This is a genomic window from Propionivibrio sp. (assembly GCF_049316945.1).
In the GTDB taxonomy this organism is placed as follows: Bacteria; Pseudomonadota; Gammaproteobacteria; order Burkholderiales; family Rhodocyclaceae; genus Propionivibrio.
The window spans coordinates 1-2,747 of sequence record NZ_JBMOJE010000295.1 but is presented as its reverse complement, the minus strand read 5'-3'; the positions used below and the strand labels follow the sequence as shown (position 1 = coordinate 2,747).

At 60.9% G+C, this 2,747-nt stretch carries 2 protein-coding genes; one reads left to right on the top strand and one right to left on the bottom strand.

Going from position 1 to position 2,747, the window contains the following annotated elements; genetic code table 11:
* Positions 1 to 77: 77 nt before the first annotated feature.
* On the bottom strand, positions 78 to 473 hold the full coding sequence (locus ACOYNV_RS27195; RefSeq protein ID WP_422902947.1) for an MAPEG family protein: 396 nt from the start codon (positions 471 to 473) through the stop codon (positions 78 to 80).
* A gap of 86 nt (positions 474 to 559) precedes the next feature.
* Here ACOYNV_RS27195 and ACOYNV_RS27190 point away from each other — a divergent pair, with 86 nt between their 5' ends.
* Entirely contained in the window at positions 560 to 2,302 is a 1,743-nt protein-coding gene (locus ACOYNV_RS27190) for an ABC transporter transmembrane domain-containing protein (protein ID WP_422902946.1), read from the top strand.
* Positions 2,303 to 2,747: the final 445 nt, after the last annotated feature.

Sequence of the window (2,747 nt, the reverse complement as noted above, 5' to 3'; positions counted from 1 at the left end):
GTGGGTGCAGCCCCGTCCAAACCCTTGTTCTGAGGCAGTTCGCCGTTCAGGCGAATAGACGATCACTTCCCACACCATCAATGCATCATCACCCTGAGCACGCCCCACAGCGCGCCAAGCCCGAGTCCGGCAAAGGCCAGGAAGGAGAGGACGAATCCCCCGCTCCGCCGGGCCGGATCGCTCTGATAAGCCAGCGCATACCAGAGGCGGGCGACAAGCCAGACAAGGCCCATCACCCCAGCACCACGGTCGTCGATATATCCCGCGTACAGCCAGAGAACCGGCAACATCAGCGCGGCGCTTTCAAGGGTGTTCATCTGGATGCGGAAGGCGCGCTCGAACACCTCATGCCCAGTCACGGCCGGTGCCTTGATGCCGTAACGCACCCGGGCCCGACCGACATTCAGCGCCGTGAGGAACATCAGCAGAACGACCAGCAGGGTAATGAGGGATGCCAGGGGAAGGGAAGTCATGGTGCGCTCCTTGAATGAGTTGATGACGACGAACTATAGCCCGGGTCATTCAGCGCATACAATGTTTCCCTGTTTCCGGAGAGACCATGTCCGATCCAAGAACGCCTGTCCGCGTCATCGTGGCTTTGCTCAAGCCCTACCGCAAGCGTGTGATCCTCGCCGCCATTGCGCTGGTGGTCGCGGCTCTGGCCATGCTCGGCGTCGGCCAGGGCTTGCGCGCCGTGATCGATCGTGGCTTTGCCGCCGGCGATCCGGCCTGGCTGGATCGCACCCTGCTGGCCATGTTCGGCGTCATCGCCCTGCTCGCGGCGGCCACCTACACGCGCTTTTACAATGTCTCGTGGCTCGGTGAGCGGGTCACCGCCGATTTGCGCCGGCGCGTTTTTGACCACCTGCTGTCGCTACCGCCTTCTTATTTCGAAGAGGGCCGCACCGGTGCCGTGATTTCGCGCCTCACCGCCGATACGACATTGATCGAAAATGCCGTCGGCTCCAGCCTTTCCATCGCCCTGCGCAACCTCTTGATCCTGACCGGCGGGCTGGTTATGCTGTTTACCACCAATCTGAAGCTAACACTGATGGTCGTCGCCGGCGTGCCGCTGGTGGTGGTCCCCATCGTGCTGTTTGGCCGGCGCGTGCGGCGCTTTGCGCGCATCAGCCAGGATCGGGTGGCCGATCTGGGCAACCGCATCGACGAGACCATCCACGAGATTCGCATCGTCCAGGCCTATGGCCACGAAGACGCCGACCGGCGCGATTTCGCAACGCTGGTTGAAAGCGGTTTTTCCACCTCCCTGGCGCGCATCCGCAACCGGGCCACGCTGGTGGCGGCGGTCATGCTTCTGGTGTTTGGCGCCATCTCACTGATCCTGTGGGTTGGCGGCCATGACGTGCTGGCCGGCCGCATCAGTCCCGGACAGCTTTCCGCTTTCGTCTTTTATGCGGCTCTGGTGGCCGGATCGGTCGGTGCGCTTTCCGAATCCTGGGGCGATTTGCAGCGCGCCGCTGGGGCCACCGAACGTCTGCTGGAACTGCTCGCAGCGCAACCCGATGTGGGCCAGCCGACTCACCCGTTGCCCCTGCCATTGAAACCGCACGGCGAAATTGTTATCGCGGACGTGAATTTCCGCTACCCGTCACGGCCCGACACGCCGGCCCTGGCCAACTTCAGCCTTAACGTGTCGCCGGGTGAAAGCGTGGCGCTGGTCGGCCCCTCGGGAGCGGGTAAATCCACGGTTTTCCAGTTGCTGCTGCGTTTTTACGATCCACAGTCGGGACAGCTCAGTCTCGACGGCGTACCTCTGTCAGCCGCTGATCCGCTGGCGGTGCGCCGCTGCATCGCCCTGGTGCCCCAGGAAGCAGTGATCTTTGCTACCAGCGTGCTGGAAAACGTCCGCTACGCCCGCCCCGATGCCCGCTCCGAGGAAGTTCGCGCGGCCTGCGTGGCTGCTCATGCCGATGACTTCGTAAGCAAGTTGCCACAAGGCTATGAGACCGACCTTGGCGAACGCGGAGTGCGTCTTTCCGGCGGTCAGCGCCAACGCATCGCCATCGCCCGCGCCCTGCTCGCCGACCGCCCGATCCTGCTGCTTGACGAAGCCACCTCGGCCCTCGACGCCGAAAGCGAGCGCCTGGTCCAGGGGGCATTGGAGAGGTTGATGAAGAACCGCACCACGCTGGTCATTGCCCATCGACTGGCCACCGTTCAGCGGGCCGACCGCATCGTGGTCATGGAACATGGTTGCATCGTCGAGACCGGTAGCCACGAGGAACTCGTACGACAGGATGGTCTCTATGCCCATCTGGCGCGGCTACAATTCGCGTCCTGAGCGGCGTTGTTGCATAAATCAGAAATAGGCGAACGGCTTGTTGTTTGCGCGAGTCAGATTGACCATCATGAGCGTTGTTGTTTGTCCAGACTAAAGCATCTTCGAACCTGAGTCAGCCAGAAAATCGCATGAAAATGGCTGGTCAGTGTAATCCGCGCATGATGGTCAATTTTGAACGCGCAGCAACATGCATTCAATCGCTCCGACCTGCATTCCATCAGTACGAACCAGCAATAGCTGCAACTGACCGGCACCCGATGGAGACCCGCGCCGCGCGGCGTGAACGCTCCTCATGTGTCACGACTGGTCTAATTGTTCACGTTCTGCACTGGCAATGCGTACAATTTTGCACGATACTGTATCAATAGTATGATTATTTACACTGTTGATCACTACTGTCCGGTTAAACGAGAGAGCAAATTGCTGAAAGCCTTGAATGACGGTC

Excerpts from the sequence above, each read along its gene's own strand:
- ACOYNV_RS27195 (WP_422902947.1), bottom strand. The coding sequence starts at position 473 with ATGACTTCCCTTCCCCTGGCATCCCTCATTACCCTGCTGGTCGTTCTG.
- ACOYNV_RS27190 (WP_422902946.1), top strand. The coding sequence starts at position 560 with ATGTCCGATCCAAGAACGCCTGTCCGCGTCATCGTGGCTTTGCTCAAG.